The sequence below is a fragment of the Chitinophaga niabensis genome (genome assembly GCF_900129465.1).
GTDB classification, from domain to species: Bacteria; Bacteroidota; Bacteroidia; order Chitinophagales; family Chitinophagaceae; genus Chitinophaga; species Chitinophaga niabensis.
In genome coordinates this window covers 1,241,739-1,259,961 of the sequence record NZ_FSRA01000001.1, presented here as the reverse complement: position 1 = coordinate 1,259,961, position 18,223 = coordinate 1,241,739, and the positions used below count along the sequence as shown (strand labels likewise).

At 48.4% G+C, this 18,223-nt stretch carries 17 protein-coding genes; 5 read left to right on the top strand and 12 right to left on the bottom strand.

Translation table 11 applies throughout. The annotated features are described in order from the left end of the window. Positions 1–107: 107 nt before the first annotated feature. Entirely contained in the window at positions 108–2,228 is a 2,121-nt protein-coding gene (locus BUR42_RS04735; RefSeq protein WP_159442216.1) for a response regulator, read from the top strand. Positions 2,229–2,434: 206 nt separating this feature from the next. Here BUR42_RS04735 and BUR42_RS04730 read toward each other — a convergent pair whose 3' ends face one another. The 9 genes from BUR42_RS04730 to BUR42_RS04690 all read right to left on the bottom strand — a co-directional run bounded on the left by BUR42_RS04730 (position 2,435) and on the right by BUR42_RS04690 (position 11,918). Continuing rightward, positions 2,435–3,664 (bottom strand): MFS transporter, encoded by a 1,230-nt coding sequence (locus BUR42_RS04730; RefSeq protein ID WP_074238132.1) that lies wholly within the window; start codon positions 3,662–3,664, stop codon positions 2,435–2,437. A 9-nt stretch (positions 3,665–3,673) separates the two neighbouring features. Continuing rightward, the gene (locus tag BUR42_RS04725; RefSeq protein WP_074238131.1) at positions 3,674–4,426 is read right to left on the bottom strand and encodes a 3-ketoacyl-ACP reductase; all 753 of its coding nucleotides are present in this window, start codon (positions 4,424–4,426) and stop codon (positions 3,674–3,676) included. Further along, positions 4,423–5,574 carry a Gfo/Idh/MocA family protein gene (locus tag BUR42_RS04720; RefSeq protein ID WP_074238130.1) on the bottom strand — a complete coding sequence of 384 codons (1,152 nt, stop codon included), beginning with the start codon at positions 5,572–5,574 and terminating at the stop codon, positions 4,423–4,425. The genes BUR42_RS04725 and BUR42_RS04720 overlap by 4 nt, the downstream gene beginning before the upstream one ends. 12 nt (positions 5,575–5,586) lie before the next feature. Then, positions 5,587–6,396 carry a sugar phosphate isomerase/epimerase family protein gene (locus BUR42_RS04715; RefSeq protein WP_074238129.1) on the bottom strand — a complete coding sequence of 270 codons (810 nt, stop codon included), beginning with the start codon at positions 6,394–6,396 and terminating at the stop codon, positions 5,587–5,589. Further along, the gene (locus tag BUR42_RS04710) at positions 6,393–7,730 is read right to left on the bottom strand and encodes a glycoside hydrolase family 88 protein (RefSeq protein WP_074238128.1); all 1,338 of its coding nucleotides are present in this window, start codon (positions 7,728–7,730) and stop codon (positions 6,393–6,395) included. The genes BUR42_RS04715 and BUR42_RS04710 overlap by 4 nt, the downstream gene beginning before the upstream one ends. 86 nt (positions 7,731–7,816) lie before the next feature. Continuing rightward, positions 7,817–8,668 carry a chromate resistance protein ChrB domain-containing protein gene (locus tag BUR42_RS04705; protein ID WP_074238127.1) on the bottom strand — a complete coding sequence of 284 codons (852 nt, stop codon included), beginning with the start codon at positions 8,666–8,668 and terminating at the stop codon, positions 7,817–7,819. A 163-nt stretch (positions 8,669–8,831) separates the two neighbouring features. Further along, entirely contained in the window at positions 8,832–9,845 is a 1,014-nt protein-coding gene (locus BUR42_RS04700) for a beta-propeller domain-containing protein (RefSeq protein ID WP_074238126.1), read from the bottom strand. A gap of 79 nt (positions 9,846–9,924) precedes the next feature. Next, positions 9,925–10,362, bottom strand: a complete 438-nt coding sequence (locus tag BUR42_RS04695; protein WP_074238125.1) for a nuclear transport factor 2 family protein — start codon at positions 10,360–10,362, stop codon at positions 9,925–9,927. A 41-nt stretch (positions 10,363–10,403) separates the two neighbouring features. Then, complete coding sequence (locus BUR42_RS04690) at positions 10,404–11,918, bottom strand: M60 family metallopeptidase (RefSeq protein WP_084185400.1); 1,515 nt, start codon at positions 11,916–11,918, stop codon at positions 10,404–10,406. 94 nt (positions 11,919–12,012) lie between these two features. Here BUR42_RS04690 and BUR42_RS04685 point away from each other — a divergent pair, with 94 nt between their 5' ends. Next, positions 12,013–12,963, top strand: a complete 951-nt coding sequence (locus BUR42_RS04685) for a nitrilase family protein (protein WP_074238123.1) — start codon at positions 12,013–12,015, stop codon at positions 12,961–12,963. Between the two features lie 60 nt (positions 12,964–13,023). Here BUR42_RS04685 and BUR42_RS04680 read toward each other — a convergent pair whose 3' ends face one another. Continuing rightward, a complete protein-coding gene (locus BUR42_RS04680) occupies positions 13,024–14,325 on the bottom strand; it encodes an O-acetylhomoserine aminocarboxypropyltransferase/cysteine synthase family protein (RefSeq protein WP_074238122.1) in 1,302 nt (433 codons plus the stop codon). A gap of 155 nt (positions 14,326–14,480) precedes the next feature. Here BUR42_RS04680 and BUR42_RS04675 point away from each other — a divergent pair, with 155 nt between their 5' ends. Genes BUR42_RS04675 through BUR42_RS04665 form a run of 3 tightly spaced genes read left to right on the top strand, consistent with a single transcriptional unit; the run spans position 14,481 to position 16,572 of the window. Then, the gene (locus tag BUR42_RS04675; protein ID WP_074238121.1) at positions 14,481–15,008 is read left to right on the top strand and encodes a hypothetical protein; all 528 of its coding nucleotides are present in this window, start codon (positions 14,481–14,483) and stop codon (positions 15,006–15,008) included. A 20-nt stretch (positions 15,009–15,028) separates the two neighbouring features. Further along, positions 15,029–15,490: an SRPBCC family protein gene (locus tag BUR42_RS04670; RefSeq protein WP_074238120.1), complete on the top strand. Its 462-nt coding sequence runs from the start codon at positions 15,029–15,031 to the stop codon at positions 15,488–15,490. Between the two features lie 23 nt (positions 15,491–15,513). Next, positions 15,514–16,572 carry a sialidase family protein gene (locus BUR42_RS04665; protein WP_074238119.1) on the top strand — a complete coding sequence of 353 codons (1,059 nt, stop codon included), beginning with the start codon at positions 15,514–15,516 and terminating at the stop codon, positions 16,570–16,572. Here BUR42_RS04665 and BUR42_RS04660 read toward each other — a convergent pair whose 3' ends face one another. Further along, positions 16,573–17,343, bottom strand: coding sequence for a DeoR/GlpR family DNA-binding transcription regulator (locus BUR42_RS04660; protein ID WP_317044463.1), 771 nt, complete (start codon positions 17,341–17,343; stop codon positions 16,573–16,575). It lies immediately after the preceding gene. A gap of 52 nt (positions 17,344–17,395) precedes the next feature. Next, positions 17,396–18,220: an N-acetylmuramoyl-L-alanine amidase gene (locus BUR42_RS04655; RefSeq protein ID WP_074238117.1), complete on the bottom strand. Its 825-nt coding sequence runs from the start codon at positions 18,218–18,220 to the stop codon at positions 17,396–17,398. Positions 18,221–18,223 lie beyond the last annotated feature (3 nt).

Genomic DNA, 18,223 nt, shown 5'->3' with positions numbered 1-18,223 from the left:
ATTAACAATTCCCTTTCCCCTTATTCCCTATATTTGACCACATACCCCTGGTTAACCAAACATTCAAACACCTGCGAATGGAACCCAAGCAGTTTCAAACTCCCGGTATGAAGCGAAGGGAGGGCCAACGTTTAGCATATGGATATATACTGTTGGCTTTTTTAGTGATCTTACTTGTAAGCGTGGTGCTTTTCGGGTTCTTTAAACAGCAGCGGATCAAACAACTGAATTCTTCCGTTCATGAACTGGCCCACACTGAAGTGAATATGGAGCGCATAGAACATGCCGTTCAAACCATGTACGAAGCGGAAAACTATTTCCGCCTCTTCACCCTCACCTATCAGAACATTCACTTTGCCCGGTACAGTAAAGCCCTGGCAATAGTAGCCGCAGACCTGGACACACTGGAGAACAAGGAACTAAAAGGTATGCTGCGGGACAAAGAGAACAAGAGCAGCATTTTCCTGAAAGTAAAAGCCGCTACAGACTCCCTGCTGAATATGAACCAGGACTGGGACACTACAAAGGAAAGAGAAATATTTGAGCCGGTCACCAGCGCACATTTCAAACAATACATACAGGTAGATACCGTATACCCCAACGCCGTAAACACGGGTAAAAAAAGGAAACTTTTCGGACGTGTGGCCGATGCCATTACCAATAAGAAGCGGAATGAACCCGGCCCGGCAGCGGCTCCGACAGTAGTAAGGACCACCATTACAGCAGATCCGAAAAGTACCCGCTACAACAGGCAGCAGCTGGAAAACATACATGCGTATTATAGCCATCTTTTTAAAAATATCGCCGCCGGTAATGCTAATCTCAACAAGAAAGAGCTGGAGATGATAAACGCCAACGATCAGCTGCTGAAAACACTGCTGGCTGATCTGCAGATATTCAAACAGGAAAGGCTTAAAGCTGCCCATCAATTAAAGACCGCGCTTAAAGATGATATCAGCATACTGTTGAGTAAACTAAACTGGGAAACGCGTTTTGGCGCATTACTGATCGTATTGCTCGCCATCGCCATACTGGTGCTGATCTGGTTCAGTTACCGCAACGGCTTGCAACTGGACCATGCCCGCAACAAAGCCATCCGTTTCTCTAAACTGAAAAGCGATTTTGTGGCCAGCATGAGCCACGAGATCAGAACACCGCTTGGTTCCGTGATAGGATTTTCCGAACAACTCGGTAAAACAAATCTTAACCAGGAACAGGAAGAGATCCTGGATGCCATCAACCTCTCCGCGAACATGCTGCTCTCCGTTGTGAATAACGTACTGGATTTTTCAAAACTGGAAGAGAAAAAGCTCACGCTTGAATACAGTACCTTTTCCCCGAAGAAAGTAATTGAAGACATTGCCAAAGGCATGTACATACAGGCTTACAGGAAGAACCTGAAATTGCATACACAATGCAGTTTCAGTGAGAACATGCTGGTAGAAGGAGATGAATTCCGCCTGAAACAGATCCTGTTCAACCTTACAGGCAATGCTATTAAATTCACGAGTGAAGGAAGTGTAACCATCAAAGCAAACCTGCAACCACAGGCAGGTAAACAGGTACTATCCGTTGCCATCACAGATACAGGTACCGGCATTGACCGGAAGCACATCCGCCACATCTTCGATGAATTCACGCAGGTATCTTCCGCACAGGACAGTCATGCCCGGGAAGACGGGTCAGGCCTTGGCCTCACCATTGTAAAAAGTATTGTAGACCTCCATAGCGGGAAGCTGGATGTAGACAGTGTTCCCGGCCAGGGCTCTACTTTCAGTTTTACCATTCCCTATATGCCTGCTGCCGTTGTTGATCAAACGCCTGCCCTGCCTGCTGATCATCCTTTACCCAAAATGATGCATGTGCTGGTGGTGGATGATAACAACATGAACAGGCGCGTACTGGAAATGATCCTGCTGAAGATCAATACCACCTTCCACTCCGCCACCAATGGTATTGAAGCACTGCACCTGATGGAGCAGCATGATTTTGATATGGTGTTTACGGACATCCAGATGCCTGAAATGGATGGGCTCACGCTTGCCCGCAACATCCGGCAGCTGAAAGACAGGGATAAAGCCGGTTTACCCATTATTGCCATTACCGGCAATGCAGTGAAGGAAGACCTTGACAGATACCTGGATGCAGGTATCAATAGTTATATCCTTAAACCTTTCCGGGAAAAAGAGATCCTGGAAACACTGCGCAACGAAGTCAGCCAAAAATAAAACCACGCGCGAAGCGTGGTTTCTGCAATTTTAGCCCTGACGGTAGCAATCATATCTTTGGGGTTGTCAGGGTTATAAAATTTCGCTAACGTTAATGCGTTGAGGCAGGCAAGTATAATGCCAAGCACTAACCAATTCATTATCAGCACCATACTTCTTCTTTTCCTGTGCGATCCCGCACAATTTTGTTCGAAGACGGACAGTTGTTATTCCAGGTAATCGAGGTCCTTTTCAAATGTTTCATCCATCCACCATAGTGCAATCACTGCCAGCAAAACAGTAAGCAGTCCCACCACACCTGCACTGTTCAGGATCCCCCAATACTGCTTCAGCCATAGGAATAAGATCGTTAAAGGAATAGTGGCGCCCCGCACAAAATTAGGAACGGTAGTAGCTACCGTTGCGCGGAGATTGGTACCAAATAATTCTGCCGCTACTGTTACAAACAAAGCCCAGTAACCATTGGCAAAGCCCAGCAGCACACATACAATATAGAAAGTGTTCGCTTCTTTAAAGGGCAGCAAAAGATAAATGCCTACCATAATGGCAGACATACCAATGAACAAAGCAATGATCTTTTTCCTGCTGTGAAAGAACTGGCTGAACAGGCCGCTGGCAATATCTCCCACCACCTGCCCCGCAAAAGCCAGCATTACTGCTTTACCTGCCACTATAGGCATATTAAGCCCCATGGCCCTGCCGAATTCCGGCGAGAAGGTGATCAGTATGCCTACCACAAACCAGATCGGCAAACCAATTGCAATGCACTGCAGGTATTTCAATAGTTTCTTTTTGTGTGTAAAGAGCGAAAGAAAATTTCCCCTGGATACTTGCATGGCCTTTGTGCGCAGGTAGATGCCCGACTCAAAAACACGCATCCGCAGCACAAGCAATAATAAGCCCAATCCTCCGCCAATAAAATAAGAGATGCGCCACTGGAACAGATCGGCCATAAAGTACGCCAGGATAGCCCCAATGACCCCAAGGGTGGCAACCAGGGTGGTGCCATATCCCCTGATGCGTTTAGGCAGTACTTCGGTAACAAGTGTTACCCCTGCCCCCAGTTCTCCCGCCAGCCCTATGCCTGCAATGAAGCGCATCAGGGCATATTGCGGAACGGACTGCACAAGACCATTCGCAATATTAGCCAGTGAATAAATGAGGATGGAGCCGAACAACACAGAAAGGCGGCCTCTTTTATCACCCAGCACCCCCCAGATGATCCCGCCGATGAGCAGACCGGCCATTTGCATATTCAGGAGCAAAGCTCCTTTACCCAACATTTCTTCTTCAGGTAAACCTAATGACTGTAAACTGGGAACACGTACCACACTGAACAGGAAGAGGTCATACATATCAACAAGGTAGCCCAATGCAGCTACGATAACAGGCAGGCGGAACAGTTCTTTTCTCGTGGAGTTCTTTTCTTCGGGCATAACAAAGATTTATAAACGTGGTAAGGTCAATCCGCCATCTATCATTATCACCTGGCCTGTTGAATAAGGCAGGTCTCCGGCAGCCAGCATGGCCACTGCTTTCCCCACATCATCCGGCAATCCCCAGCGGGGTTGTACCAGCAGGCCGTTGCCGATCAGCTGATCGTATCTTTCTTTTACGCCGGCTGTCATATCCGTGGCTATGATGCCCGGCCTTATTTCATACACAGGTATCTGATGTGCGCCTAAACGTACGGCGAACAGCTGCGTCATCATACTGAGGCCGGCCTTTGAGATGCAATACTCAGGCCTTGTTACAGAGGCTACTGTAGCAGAAATGGAAGATACATTGATGATGCATCCCTCCTGCTGATTTATCATCCTGTTCGCAACAGCCTGTGTGAGAAAGAAGGCACCTTTGAGGTTCATATTCATCAGGCGGTCGAAACTTTCTTCTGTTGTTTCCAGGATATCTTTTCTTTCTTTGGGCGCAACACCTGCGTTGTTCACCAGTACATGCAGGGTGCCGTAGTGATCTGATACCTGCTGCAACATCTCCGCGCGCTGCCCTGCATTTCCAACATCCGCACGGCAGTAGATCACCTCTCCGCCATACGACTTCAACTGCGTAATGGTATCTGCTACAGCATCCTGTTCTCTCACACCATTGATCGCAAGGTTAAAACCACGTTGGGCAAGATGGATAGCAATGCCTAATCCTATGCCCCGGCTTCCGCCGGTAATGAGTGCTGTTTTTCTCATAAGGGGTCAATATTTATCCAACAACGTTTTGCCCAGCTTTCCATCCCTTTCTCTGCCAGCTGTACTCCTTTGGCACCTTCCTTCAGGTCCCAGGGGAAAGGGGTATTTATCACCACATGTTTCAGGAAGAGTTCCCATTGTACTTTGAATGCATTTTCAAACACTTCCTGTTCCGGTACTTTTGCCCAGCCATCAAAGAACTTTACAGGCTGTTCAATATCAGGGTTCCATACCGGTTTGGGCGTATGCCCGTAGTGCTGTACATAACATTCCCGCAAACCGGCTACGGCAGAACCATGTGTACCATCTACCTGGATGGTGAGCAGATCATCGCGGCGTACGCGGGTTGTCCAGGAAGAATTGAACTGTGCGATGATGCCGCCTTCCAGTTCAAAGGTGGCATATGCAGCATCGTCTGCCGTGCATACATAAGGTTTACCCTGTTCATCTATCCTTTCAGGAATATGTGTGGCGCCGAGGCAGGATACTGCTTTCACTTTACCAAAGAGATGGTCCAGTACGTAACGCCAATGGCAAAGCATGTCCAGTATAATACCGCCTTCATCTTCTTTGCGGTAATTCCAGGAAGGGCGTTGCGCGGGAATGGAATGGCCTTCAAACACCCAGTAGCCGAATTCTCCTTTCACGGATAATATGCGTCCAAAGAAACCCTTCTGCATTAAGCGCTTTAATTTCAACATGCCCGGCAGCCACAATTTGTCCTGTACCACGCCATGTTTAACGCCCGCGTTTTTGCATAGTTCGTATAATGATAAGGCCGTAGCGGTATCCGCAGCTACCGGTTTTTCACAATAGATATGTTTGCCTGCGGCTACCGCTTTGCGGATACTTTCCGCGCGGCGACCTGTAGTTTGTGCATCGAAATAGATACTGTGCCTGGGATCACTGAGCAGGCTGTCCAGGTCCGTTGTGTAAGCAAGCGGAATGCCTGTTCTTTCTGCCAGTTGTTGCAGCCGTGCAGCATTGCGGCCTACCAGCACAGGTTCAGGCAGTATGTATTCAGTATCGCTGATCTTTACGCCGCCTTGTTGTATAATAGGTACAATGGAACGCAGCAGGTGCTGGTTCGTTCCCATTCGTCCCGTGACGCCATTCATGATAATACCGATGCGGTGAACCTTTGTCATCTTGTATGAATTTCAGGAGTGATGGAGATATGCGTGTTTGATCTTTTGTAAGAAAAGCTGCTGATCGCCGGACCAGTATTCCGTGGAGAAGATCTCCACTTCATGGAAACCATTAAAGCCCGTTCCTTCCACCCATTCACGGATCTGCGCAACAGGGATACAACCTTCTCCCATTAAAGCGCGGTCCAGCAGTATATCCCGTGTAGGAATGCGCCAGTCGCAGATATGAAAGGCAAACAGGTGTTTGCCGCAGCGTTCGATCTCCTGCTGCAATGCAGGGTCCCACCAGAGATGATATACATCCACTGCTACACCCACCCAGGGAGAGGCAAACGCTTCCGCCATATCATTGGCCTGTGCCAGCGTATTGATAGCAGAACGCGTATCTGCATACATGGGGTGCAGGGGTTCTATTGCCAGTCTGATACCTGCTGCTTTTGCATAAGGTTCTATAGCAGCTATCCCTTCCCTGATCTGCTCCCGCGAAGTTTCCAGGGATTGCCCTTTTGCAGCGCCGCATACCAGTACGATCATCGGGGCACCTAATGCAACCGCTTCTTCTATTGCTTTTAAATTATCATCGATCGCGTCTTTCCTTCCTGCAGCTGTAAGATGTGGGAAAAAGCCGCCACGGCATAAAGAAACTATTTCCAGGCCTTCTTCCCTGAGCATCTTCCCCGTTGCCCGTATGTTCCTTCCTTCCAGCGCATCCCGCCATACCGTTATGCCCCGGATGTTTTCCCGGCTGTAGCACTTTGCCGCCTCTTCAATGCTTAAAGGTTTTGTAGTGATGGTATGTACACAGAGCCTGCTTAAGTTCATAACACACAGTTATAGAACGTATAATAAGGTTCGTTCCTGATCAGGCGCTGTACAGTAAGGGCCAGCTCGCGGATGTGATAATCGCCCCACATGCAGGCTTCCCCGTAAGGCACCTTGCTGCCCGGAGGCGTGTAGTCCCATCCGTTAGGCTGATGATAAATGGCATGCAATAGCAGCCCCTGGTGTTCTGCGTCCGTACTGATATAAGGGGCCTGTAATAGTGTATGCAATACCGTGAGGCCTGCCTGGAAATATTTGCCTTCTCCCAGGTACCTGCCCAAACGGATCAGGCCCTGTGCCGCAATGGCAGCAGCAGAGCTGTCCACTGGTTCAAAGGGATTGAAAGGGTTGGAAGGCTGGTCCAGGTATCCTTCAAAATGGGCAAGATGCGGCGCGCCGGTATCCCAGTAGGGCACTCCGTCCGAGGGTGTATTGGCGATGTAAAAATCACAGGTAGCTTTAGCTGCTTTCTCCATCCAGGGCAGGTGTTCCTTTGCGGCGGGTTCCGTTGCCAGGAATTCCAGTTCTTCTGCAAAACCCAGCATGGCCCATGCAAGGCCGCGCGTCCAGGTAGTGAAGCCGGAGAAACCCTGTTGTGCGTTGGGTGCGCGGAAGTTACCATCTTTTACATTGAAGATACATTCATGCGCTGTGCGGCCTGCAACATCATAGCTATCCCTGCCTTCTCCATAATAGATATTAAAGTCTGCCGTAGCTTTCATGTGCTGAATGGCACGTTGCAGCAGGTCCGTCCTCACATCGTTTTCTCCCTGCAGCAAATGCCCCAAACGGTGGCTGAGCATCAGGATCCTGCAGGAGCGCATTGTATCAACAAACAGGGAATGCGGGCCGTTGAAGGAATAAATGAAGCCGCCGTTCTTAATGGGTGTCCAGCGTGCGGCTTGCGTTGCGCCGGAAACTTTCAGCGCCAGTTCATAGAAGTGCCGCTCCCATTCATTATACGGGATCCGTTCTTCTTTCATGAGGCGCAGGAGATTACCATAGGTGCTTACGTTATTGAAGCCATGATCATGTACGCCGGTATGGCTCACATGCGGAGCCATCGACGCTATTGTTTTCTGCCGACCTATTTCCAGGAAAGTATCATCGCCGGTAGCATCAAACTGCAGGATGGCAGAACCATACTGGAAACCCTGCGTCCACTCCGTCCAGCCGCGGGTGGTGTATTTTCCTTCGCGGGTAAATACCGGTGCGCCCTGTGCAGGATCATAGTTTTTTTCGATGTGAAGGATCTTGCCGGCGGAAAGTTGCCAGAATTGCTGCAAGGGCCCGGCCAGTTGATGTGGCTGTAATGAATAGTTGATCTGGAGCATGCTTAGGGGATTTCATACGTGGTCTGTAATACGCAAACGATTGTCTGCCTATCAATATAATTCAAATTTTACAAGAAATGAAACAGTTATTCTGGCTGGGGCGGCAGGGTTTTCAGATAACCGGAAGGTGTTTTACCCGTATAATCCCTGAAAATACGGCCAAAGTGGGTCTGGTCGGAGAAACCCGTCATGTAAGCGATCTCTATTAAAGTGTATTTCTGTTCATGGATCAGTGCCAGCGCTTTCTCTATCCGCAGCTTACGCATGTATTCGCCAAATTTAAGCCCATCCCAGTAATGGGAGAATTCCCGGGAAAGATGAGCCGGATTCACATCCAGGTGGCGGGATAAGGCCTTTACATCCATGGTGAGATTAGTATCTATCTGGTCCTGCACGATTGACTTCATCTCCGTCATCCATTTCGGCTGCTCCAATCTTTCACTGTATTTGAGAGAGAGGAACTGGTGAAATACTTCCATCAGGCGCAGCGAAGAATAATCATATGTATGCTTCTCCGGCCTCCCCTTTTTGGCCCAGCTATATAACCCATCATAGATGCGCAGGCCATATTGCAGTAACTCCTGGTCGTCTTTGATGTTTTCAGCCATACCGGATGCAATGGCCCAGAGGCCTGCCGCTTCAGGAGCAAGGTCGTGCCGGTCTTTATCCGCACCTCTTATTACCAGCGCTATTTCCTGCAGAGCAGGGTCGCTGAGTGCATATTTATGCAGGAGATAATCGTAGGTGCAATATTCTTTATAGGCCGTTAGTTCTGTGCCGGGAACATTAAAGGGTGTGGCCCCCAGCGTCGTTGCTTTATCCAGTACTTCACCGGGGGGCGCGAACAGGAATACTGCTTCAGTATCAATAAAACGGAGGATCAGCCAGGCACTTGCAATACTATCAATTTTGGGATGGTGTGCAGATATCCATTTCATAGCGATTGGTTTGATGTGCTTATGTACGTAGATGATAGGAATAATGATCTTTCGGAAAAAAAGTGCCTGGTTAAGGTAGTAATTATTGGGTTATTATACAGCAATATTGAAATAAAAAAAGGTATGAACACATCATACCTTTCTTTGCCTGTATTGAAATAATTCACCGCTGCGCTCCTTTCTCCAGGATCTGCACACAGGACGAAGGCCCCAGGTCCGGGTCTTTCCATTGGTGTAAAGCCCATACTACTTTTTTATCCGGTGTTACTTCTATCAGCTGCACTACTTTATCCCAGTCTTCTTTCCTTAGGAAACCACCCCAGTTACAGATCACGGTATTGCCATTAGCCAGGCGGCTTACCTGGTGTACTGTATAAAGCGGAAAACCGGGCAGATCGTCTTTATTCAGTTCCCATACCAGTTCTCCTTTGGCGTTCACCTCTTTCACATAGCCATGCTGGTTGCCACTGATCAGCGTATTCCCGTTCTTCAATCTTACCGCCGCCCATGCAGAAGGCGCATCAATGGTGAGGATGGGTTGCCATTGCCGGTTGTATTCTATCACTTTACCCATGTTCAGGTGAGGGAGTAAATAAGTGCCTGCCTGCGTCATGCGGATATTCCGGAACTGCCCATGTACGCTTTTGGGATCATCCGGCCTCGCTGTTTGTACGATCTGCTCCATCTCTGTTTTATTCGTTTTCTTATTGACCAGCAATACCTTTGCCGGTGTGCCATTCACACAGAGCAATACTTTATCCCTGCCAACAGGTTGGGCAGAATGGCATTCTGAACCGGCTGCACATTTATAGTCCCATACCACCTTTTTGGCCGGTGTTACCTCTGCAGCGCCGGTCTTATAAGCATAGAGTACGTTGCCATTAGCAAGCAAATGAATATCGCTGTATTCATTCAGCTGCCCGGCAGCATCTTTGATGGGGATCGCATATTGCCAGGCAATATGGCCTTTGCGGATCAGGTATACTGTCTGGGAATCCTTGCGCGTGTCCCATTGGCCGCTGAACAGGAAATCATGTTGTGCCATCCCTTTTCCCGGCAGATGTTCCGGTACTTCAGCCCGGGCTGCAGGTTTTGGTTTGGGGGCAGGTTTAGCCGTGTCTGCCTGTCCGTATGTTACGCCGGGCAGCAAACAACCGATCAGGATCAGTGTTTTCATAACGTGGGGATTTAGTCAATGCAACCGTTTGCACTGAAAACATAAAAAAGGGCATGAATTGCTTCATGCCCATAGTTTTTTATTTCTTTTCAGGGATCTTTACTGCCTGCCGGCCAATCAGTTTCCACTGCTTGCCCTCTTTGCCCCACACCAGCATCACATAAAGGTTCACCGTACCGGCTTTGCCATTATCGTTGGTCTGTGCGCTGAGCGTATGCCTTACAATGGCCGTCTGCCCTGTTACGGTAATGGTTTGCGCGGAGAGGTCCATGGTTACAAAATCAGATTTACCGCTGGAGATGTTGCCGATGAAAGTAGCCTGGTCTTCAATATTACCACCGGAATGCCCGTAACTTAAAGTAGGCGCGGTGATCTTTTCCAGGCTGGCTTTATCAGCATCTATCATGGCTTTACGCAATGATTCTACAGCTTGTGCTACGGCAGCTTCGTCTTTTGTTTGCGCTTCTGCCACATTGAGGAAAGAACTAAACATAATGAGCGTCAGAAAGTTTTTCATGTTTTCATTTTTGTGGAATAGCACCAAAATACAAATAATTCCTATTGCTGTGGCGGGAAATTATAAGGCATCCATTCCGGCAGACTGCTCAGGTCTTTCTTCACCGCATCGCTGATGGGAATGCCCCACTTCTCAAAGAAGGGTGCCACATTGCGGCCTGCTGCACGGGAAAATAAGCCCGCCCAGAGATCCCGCTTCTGCACATCTGTTTTAGCATAAGTGCCGGCCTTATCTATAGCCGCCAGCGTGTGGCATTCCCGGAAGAACTTTTTAAACGTTTCCCATCCAAATGCTTCCTGCAGCTGGCGGAACATGATCAGTCCCAGGAAAGGGTTCTTCTTCCATGTTTCATAATCAGCCCCTTCACCGAAATATTTCTTCATCATATCCTGCGTTTCTTTATTGGAGATACCGGTATGTGCATCATCCCTTCCTCCTAATAAACGGTCGAACATATACAGGGAAAAGAAATTACAGCTTACTTCCGTAGTTCCGCCGAATACCCAGTCCAGGTTCTGCATATTATGCCCTATTTCGTGAAAGAAGCCCCAGTTGGCGCCGCCTTTACTACCTACCATCAGTTTGAGCGGGTCAGCGATCACATCGGCAGACAACATCCGGCGGGAGGGTGAATGATGGATCATTACAGGATAACCGCTGTGCATGAAACCGCCGCCGATATGTTCATCTATCACCATGCGCTGCGGACGGTAATAGGGTTGCGGAATCTGTGCCAGTTCTGCTTCTCCGCCAATGATCAGGTCCCAGATCTTCATCACGTAGGCAGGGTCTGTTACCTGCTGCAGCACAGAATCAGGAATGGTGAGCACCACCTTTTCCGTAGCCAGTTCTCCCCAGGGTGCCTTATTGTTCTGCAACTGTGCTTTCCATTCTTCCGGTGTGGTAATACCTGCACGATACAAAGGTGCTTCAATGGCATGGCCGATCTTTACATCGCCGGCCCAGGAATCTTTCCTGGGAGATGTGGTCACATAAATGAGACCGCCAAAGGGAGAGGCGATCTTTGTAGTAGCGGCTTTTAATTCCTGCTTTCTGACAATAAGGGGCATACGCCGCCAGTCCTCTTTACCTGCTACCCATTGGTTCAGGTTATCTGAATGCGCACCTACCTGGATGCCGATGCCTTTATCCAGTAATTCCTTCGGCACCGTTACTTCAATGTATGCGCCCGGGGCTGCATACAAGCCGGTACTGTAAAGGTTGTCATTCCAGGGTTGCGCATAGTTTACACGGGACACCACAGGCACCAGCGTATCGCTGATCTTATTATGCGTGATATGCACCGTTTTGGTTACAGGTGTTGCCCCTTCCTTTATTTTACCGGGGAACACCGCAGCAGAAGGATGCGCTTTCACTGTTTTGTAATCATCGCTGTTCAGTTGTGCTTTGCTCCATTCATATACCTGTTTGCGCAGGTCGGTGTTTTTGGCGGACAAAGGCTGGTCAGGACTGATCACAACAGTGGCTGCATCCTGTGCATGGGATAACATCGCGATCACCATCATCGCGGAAGTAAGAGTAGCGTACTTTATCATACAATTTTAAAATTAATGAGGTCAAGATAAGTGAAGAAAGTTATTTCTCACAGCTGTTTATGGATGACTGGTCAACAATGCTTAGCTTAGCCGGATGAAAACGCTCAAGATAGCTACGGCGCAGTTTGAAAACCGCAGTGGCGATAAGAAATACAATCTTTCCGTGATACGGGAACTGGCTCAAAAGGCGGCGGCAGATGGCGCAGATGTGATCGCTTTTCATGAATGTTCCGTCACCGGTTATACTTTCGCCCGCCACCTGGATGTTTCGCAAATGCTGGATACAGCAGAGTTCATACCGGATGGCCCTAGTGTAAAAACGCTCACAGCGATCGCGGAAGAGCTGAATATTGTGATCCTGGCCGGACTGTTTGAAAAAGATGCCAACGATAATTTATTCAAAGCATATGTATGTGTGGACAGGAACGGCCTGGTAGCCAAATACCGCAAGCTGCATCCTTTCATCAATCCGCATCTCACACCCGGAAATGAGTACGTGGTGTTTGACCTCCTCGGCTGGAAATGTGGTATACTGATCTGTTACGACAATAACATCATCGAAAATGTAAGGGCTACCACCCTGCTGGGTGCAGACATCATCTTTATGCCGCACGTAACCATGTGTACACCTTCCACCAGGCCCGGCGCCGGTTTTGTAGACCCTGCATTATGGGCAAACCGGTATAACGATCCAACTTCACTGCGCCAGGAATTTGATGGTTTAAAGGGCCGTGCATGGCTGATGAAATGGCTGCCCGCCCGTGCTTACGACAATGCCATCTATGCAGTATTCTCCAACCCGATCGGTATGGACGATGACCAGCTGAAGAACGGCTGCTCCATGATCCTCGATCCTTTCGGAGATATCATTGCAGAATGCCGCAAGCTGGATAATGATTATGTGATAGCCACCATCACACCTGAAAAATTGCAGCAGGCCGGAGGATACCGGTATAAGAAAGCCAGGAACCCGGCCCTCTACAAGGATATCATAGGGCAGGAAAATACGCCGGAACAGAAAGTGGTGTGGATGAAAGAAAAATAAAAAAACGAAGAGGTGTTGCAAGACCTGCAACACCTCTTTTTATTCATGTACCTAGTGAATTTATATTTTATCGAAAGCCTGCTGCAGATCACCTTTGATATCATCAATATGTTCGATACCCAGTGAAATACGCAGCAATCCCGGCTCTACACCTGCAGCTTTCTGCTCCGCCTCGCTCAGTTGCTGATGCGTGGTAGTGGCAGGATGAATGATCAGCGTTTTTGAATCGCCTACATTTGCCAGGTGATAGATCAATTGCAAGGATTGTACCAAAGTATCTGCCGCCTCTTTTCCTCCCTTGATCTTAAAGGACAGCACCCCACCAAAACCAACTTTCAGGTACTTTTTACCCAGTTCATGATACTTGTTGCCAGGCAGCCCGGGATAGTTCACGGAAGCTACTTTAGGATGTTTTTCCAGCCATTGCGCCAGTGCCAGTGCATTCTCTACGGTACGCTGTACACGCAGGGAAAGTGTTTCCAGGCCCTGCAGGAACAGGAAGGAGTTCTGTGGTGCCAGGGAAGGGCCCCATGTGCGCAGCCCTGTTACTCTTGCACGGATGATATAGGCAATGTTCCCGAAAGGACTATTGGCCCCGAAAACATCCCAGAACTGCATACCATGATAAGCTTCATCAGGATCTGTGAACTGCGGGAATTTACCATTGCCCCAGTTGTAATTACCACCATCTACGATCACGCCGCCGATACTGTTGCCATGCCCGCCGATCCATTTGGTGGCAGCCTGTACCACAATGTTGGCGCCATGTTCCAGCGGACGGAATAAATAACCTGCCGCACCGAAAGTATTATCCACCACCAGGGGCAGATCATGTTTCTTTGCCAGGGCAGCTATCTTTTCAAAATCAGGGATGGCAAAACCGGGATTGCCAATGGTTTCCACATAGATAGCCTTGGTGCGGGCATCTATCTTCTCTTCAAAACTGGCCACATTGTCCAGGTCAGCAAAGCGGGCTTCCACCCCTATCCTTTTAAAGCTCACTTTAAACTGGTTATAGGTACCGCCGTACAAATAAGAGGAAGTAACAAAATTATCCCCGGGCAGGAGGATGTTGTGCAAAGCAATGAATTGTGCCGCCTGGCCGGATGCCGTGGCCAAACCGGCTACACCGCCTTCCAATGCTGCTACACGTTTCTCGAACACATCCGTAGTAGGATTCATGATGCGGGTGTAAATATTCCCGAACTGCTTCAGCTGAAAAAGATCTGCTGCATGATTAGCATCATCGAACGTATAAGATGTTGTCTGATAAATGGGTACCGCAGCCGCTTTGGTGGTTGGATCAGGCTGATAACCGGCATGTACTTGCAATGTTTCAAATCGTAATGGTGTGTTTGACATGTTTAATTGTTTTGGGATTAAGTCTACAAATTATATAGACTATTCGAATAATCAAAATAAAAAATGCAGCATGTCAAGAAAAAGGTGCATATCATCAAAGCTTTTGCTTACTCCCACTGCATTTGCCTTGTTTTGTGGTATAAAACGTACACATCATGAAAACACTCACCAACATCCCCGGAAAGGCAGCAGCCCTGGCTATTATCTGCCTCAGCATATTCTCCATCCAGGCAAAAGCTGGCGGAGATTATTTCAAGGTATACCTTAATAATAAGCTGATCCTTGAAAAACATGTAAATGATGCCTTTGACCTGAAACAGCTGCAGCTGGACAAGTCCAACATCAACGACAAACTGGTGTTCCATTACAGCCATTGCGGCCAGATAGGCAACGGCCGTAAGATTGCGGTGAAAGATGCCAAAGGGAATATTATCAAAGAATGGAAATTTGAAGATGTAAGCGGCAAACACTCCGGTATGATCATCCCGGTAAAAGAGCTGCTGCAGCTGAAACAGGACGACCTGCAATTTGTGTATACCGCTAAAGAACTGCCCAAAGGTCAGCTGATGGCTTCCATACGTTTAACGGACAAAACCACCGGGTATCGTTCCATTGCACCAGAGGCACGCGGTGGTTGGTTAATGGCCATTATTTTCAGATGGAACAACGCGGCGGTTTGTTAGGATTGTGGTAGATTTACGGTATGTCCCGCACTTACCGCATCAAGTCAGTACAGGTGATGCCTGTTACTTTGGAACAGGCCTGGAAATTCTTCAGCGATCCTAACAACTTACAACATATTACTCCGAAGAACATGGGCTTCACCGTTAAAAGTGAGGCCCATGGTGATCGGATCTATCCCGGCCAGATCATTGAATATTCCCTTAAACCCATGCTCGGCATCAAGGTGTATTGGATGACGGAGATCACACATGTGGAAGAGAACCGTTTTTTTGTAGATGAACAACGCTTCGGGCCATATAGCCTCTGGCATCATCAGCATCATTTTAAAGAGATACCCGGCGGTGTGGAAATGACGGACATTGTCCACTACCGCATTCCCCTGGGTTGGCTGGGAGACCTTGCCAACAGTCTTTTTGTACGCCGCAAACTGGATAAACTGTTTAAATACAGAACAGAAATTATTCCCCGATGCTTATATTAGGGGTTCAATAATCCGGAACAGTGATGACACGCGGCCTTACTGCCTTTTTCTTATTCCTTTCTTTATCTGCGGGTGCTCAATCTATTGGTGCATTACTGGATAAAAGGGTAATGATCGTAACTGATCCACCCTTTGAAGCCTGCCATGCATCTACTATTACCGCTATCAGCAGCAACCGCCTGATGGCAGCCTGGTTTGCAGGGAAACATGAAGGCAGTAGCGACGTGGGCATTTGGATAGCCGTGAATGAAGAGGGGAAATGGGGTACGCCGAAAGAGATCGCTAATGGCATCATCAACGATACCCTGCGTTATCCCTGCTGGAACCCGGTACTCTTTAAAACCAAAGCAGGCAAACTGTTCCTCTTTTATAAAGTAGGCAGGAACCCGCGGGAATGGTGGGGCATGATGATGACTTCTGCTAATAACGGCAAGTCATGGTCCAAACCGGAGAAATTACCGGACGGTATGCTTGGCCCGATCAAGAACAAACCCCTTCAGTTACAGAACGGCGATATCCTCTACCCTTCCAGCACTGAAAGCCTCAACGAAAAGGAATGGCATATACACCTGGAAAAATCAGATAAGAACGGGCAGCACTGGAGCCGCATCCCCATCAGCAACGACACCTTCAGCGTGATACAACCCAGCATATTGCAGTATCCGCATGATTCCCTGCAACTGATCAGCAGAAGCCGCCACAACTTCCTGGTGGAATGCTGGTCTAAAGATAATGGCGCCACCTGGGGGCCTTTAAAGCTCACCACGTTACCCAATCCCAATGCAGGTACAGATGCGTTGACACTGAAGAACGGCATCAAGGTACTGGTGTATAATCCCCTGTTCAAAGGGCAGGAATGGTGGGAAGGCAGAAGCCGGTTGTATGTGGCTGCTTCTGAAGATGGTATAACATGGAAGAACATCTTCTCCCTTGAGAACGGGGATAAGGGTGAATTCAGCTACCCTGCCGTTATTCAAACGGATGATGAACTGGTGCATATCACTTATACGGCGGACAGGAAGAATATCCGGCATGTGGTATTGCAGGTGCGTAAGAAGGGAGCGGATGGATTAATGGAATAGTTACACGATCACCACTTCAATACCCATATCTTCCAGCACCTTCACCATGTGCTCTGAGATCCCTTTATCGGTAATGATCTGATCCACATCTTCCAAACGGCAGATCCTGCCGAAGCCGCGTTTTCCGAACTTGGAAGAATCGGCGAGTACGATGGTTTTCTGTGCAGCAGCCATCATTTGCTGGTTAAGATGCGCTTCGCCGATATTGGTGGTGGTAAGGCCGAACTCCACATCAATCCCATCTACTCCCAGGAACAGTTTACTGCAGGAAAAATCGCTAAGGATCTTTTCTGCATAGGACCCTGCCACAGAAGAGGAATTGTTGCGGATCACACCACCCAGCTGGAGTATTTCAATATCGTGGAAACGGTTCAGTTCAAGGGCTACATGCAAAGCTGAGGTAATGATCATGAGCGGGCCCCGGGGCTGTATATGTTTGGCCAATGCCAGTACAGTGGTACCTGAAGCAATGATGATAGCATCTCCCGGAACGATAAGGGACGCGGCGGCTTTGCCGATATTGTTCTTTTCTTCCCGCCGGATCTTCTCCTTTTCATTCACGGGTTTATCGTTCGTATAGGGATTCTGTACGGTAGCACCGCCATGAGAGCGGTATAAGAGAGATTTATCTTCCAGCAGTTTCAGGTCTTTACGGATAGTTACCCCGGAAACATCTAATTCTTTACACAGCTCTACTACGTTCACGTAACCTTTCTCATAAAGTTTGCTAAGGATAAATTTGTGGCGTTCTGCTATGTTGATCATCGACATTTTTATCAAAATTGCTGTTGCAATATAAGTAAAAAAGCCCCGAAGGGCTTTTTTACCGGTTAATAATGCTATATAGGATCTTTCGCCCCGCTTCATCCAGCGCACCTTTGGTACTGAGGGAATCCGCAGGGATAAAATGCCGTTTAAAGGCCTGCACCGCCTCTGTTGTATCCTTCACATCATACCCCACCAGCCGCAATGCCATAGGCACGCAGAAAGGCTCCGGCACCTGTATATTGGTGGTATCCCCGTACCAGATCCCAAAACCTTTTTTGGCCAGTTGCTCCCAGGGGAAAAGTACACTCGGGTCTACCTTCCGTTTAGGCGCAATATCTCCATGGCCGATGAAATTATCTGCCGGGATATTATAGCGGTGTTTGAGGGTATCCAGTAATACGATCAGGCTGCGGATCTGCATGGAGTCAAAAGGTTCGCTGCCGTTATTGTCCAGCTCAATACCAATAGAAGACGAATTGATGTCTGTTACACTGCCCCATTTGGATACACCGCCATGCCAGGCACGCAGGTAATCATTCAGCATATGATGAATGGTACCGTTCCGGCAGATCACATAATGCGCGCTTACCTGTGTACGTTCCAGCGTAAAAGTGCGCAGGGTTTGCTCACAGGAATTCTGTGCCGTATGATGAATGATCACAAAATTAGGCTTCCGCAGGTTGAAGTTAGTGGTGCCAGCCCACCAGTCTGTTACAGGTGCTGCGTTCACCGGAATATTACCCGGTTCCTGCCGGATCACGCCGGACAGTGCTTTGGCCTGTTTGCGGTAAACTTTGTTGGTAACCTTGTATGGTTGCGGCGCACAACCACAGATCGAAACGATCATGGTCATGATCAGCCAGTTGTTCTGTTTTCCCATTGT

Excerpts from the sequence above, each read along its gene's own strand:
- BUR42_RS04675 (WP_074238121.1), top strand. The coding sequence starts at position 14,481 with ATGAAAACACTCACCAACATCCCCGGAAAGGCAGCAGCCCTGGCTATT.
- BUR42_RS04735 (WP_159442216.1), top strand. The coding sequence starts at position 108 with ATGAAGCGAAGGGAGGGCCAACGTTTAGCATATGGATATATACTGTTG.
- BUR42_RS04725 (WP_074238131.1), bottom strand. The coding sequence starts at position 4,426 with ATGAGAAAAACAGCACTCATTACCGGCGGAAGCCGGGGCATAGGATTA.
- BUR42_RS04710 (WP_074238128.1), bottom strand. The coding sequence starts at position 7,730 with ATGCTCCAGATCAACTATTCATTACAGCCACATCAACTGGCCGGGCCC.
- BUR42_RS04655 (WP_074238117.1), bottom strand. The coding sequence starts at position 18,220 with ATGGGAAAACAGAACAACTGGCTGATCATGACCATGATCGTTTCGATC.
- BUR42_RS04690 (WP_084185400.1), bottom strand. The coding sequence starts at position 11,918 with ATGATAAAGTACGCTACTCTTACTTCCGCGATGATGGTGATCGCGATG.
- BUR42_RS04685 (WP_074238123.1), top strand. The coding sequence starts at position 12,013 with ATGAAAACGCTCAAGATAGCTACGGCGCAGTTTGAAAACCGCAGTGGC.
- BUR42_RS04700 (WP_074238126.1), bottom strand. The coding sequence starts at position 9,845 with ATGAAAACACTGATCCTGATCGGTTGTTTGCTGCCCGGCGTAACATAC.
- BUR42_RS04720 (WP_074238130.1), bottom strand. The coding sequence starts at position 5,574 with ATGACAAAGGTTCACCGCATCGGTATTATCATGAATGGCGTCACGGGA.
- BUR42_RS04730 (WP_074238132.1), bottom strand. The coding sequence starts at position 3,664 with ATGCCCGAAGAAAAGAACTCCACGAGAAAAGAACTGTTCCGCCTGCCT.
- BUR42_RS04705 (WP_074238127.1), bottom strand. The coding sequence starts at position 8,668 with ATGAAATGGATATCTGCACACCATCCCAAAATTGATAGTATTGCAAGT.
- BUR42_RS04660 (WP_317044463.1), bottom strand. The coding sequence starts at position 17,343 with ATGTCGATGATCAACATAGCAGAACGCCACAAATTTATCCTTAGCAAA.
- BUR42_RS04715 (WP_074238129.1), bottom strand. The coding sequence starts at position 6,396 with ATGAACTTAAGCAGGCTCTGTGTACATACCATCACTACAAAACCTTTA.
- BUR42_RS04680 (WP_074238122.1), bottom strand. The coding sequence starts at position 14,325 with ATGTCAAACACACCATTACGATTTGAAACATTGCAAGTACATGCCGGT.
- BUR42_RS04670 (WP_074238120.1), top strand. The coding sequence starts at position 15,029 with ATGTCCCGCACTTACCGCATCAAGTCAGTACAGGTGATGCCTGTTACT.
- BUR42_RS04665 (WP_074238119.1), top strand. The coding sequence starts at position 15,514 with ATGACACGCGGCCTTACTGCCTTTTTCTTATTCCTTTCTTTATCTGCG.
- BUR42_RS04695 (WP_074238125.1), bottom strand. The coding sequence starts at position 10,362 with ATGAAAAACTTTCTGACGCTCATTATGTTTAGTTCTTTCCTCAATGTG.